Consider the following 380-nt stretch of genomic DNA (forward strand, 5'->3'; position numbering starts at 1 on the left):
GGCCGGCCCGAGGAGGTCCAGCCCATGAAGCGCAATCTGTACGTTTCCGCCGCTGCGTCCGTCGTCCTGCTGGCCGGAGGTCCGGCGGTGGCCGCCGCCGCGACCGGCGCCGACACGGCGAGAACCGCTCCCGCCTCCGCCGTCGCGCGGGTCGACGTGGACGCGGGCGGAGCGGCGGCGGCAGCCCTCAAGCACTTCCCCGGTGTCGTCGAGTCCCTCGACCAGGACGGCGCCATCTGGCACGTCAACGTGATCGGCAAGGACGGCGTCACCAACTCCGAGCTGGAGGTCTCCACGACCGGCGCGGTCACGGAACGCAACAAGGACCGCGACGACAACGCGGCGGAGAACGCCCGCCTGGTCGGTGCGCAGATCACCGC

The 380-nt window shown here is 72.6% G+C and carries 1 pseudogene; it reads left to right on the forward strand.

The window, feature by feature from the left end:
* Positions 1-24: 24 nt before the first annotated feature.
* Positions 25-380: pseudogene (locus G3I71_RS50075) on the forward strand (hypothetical protein); the annotation flags it as partial.

The sequence above is a fragment of the Streptomyces sp. SID12501 genome (assembly GCF_010550245.1).
Classification (GTDB): Bacteria; Actinomycetota; Actinomycetes; order Streptomycetales; family Streptomycetaceae; genus Streptomyces.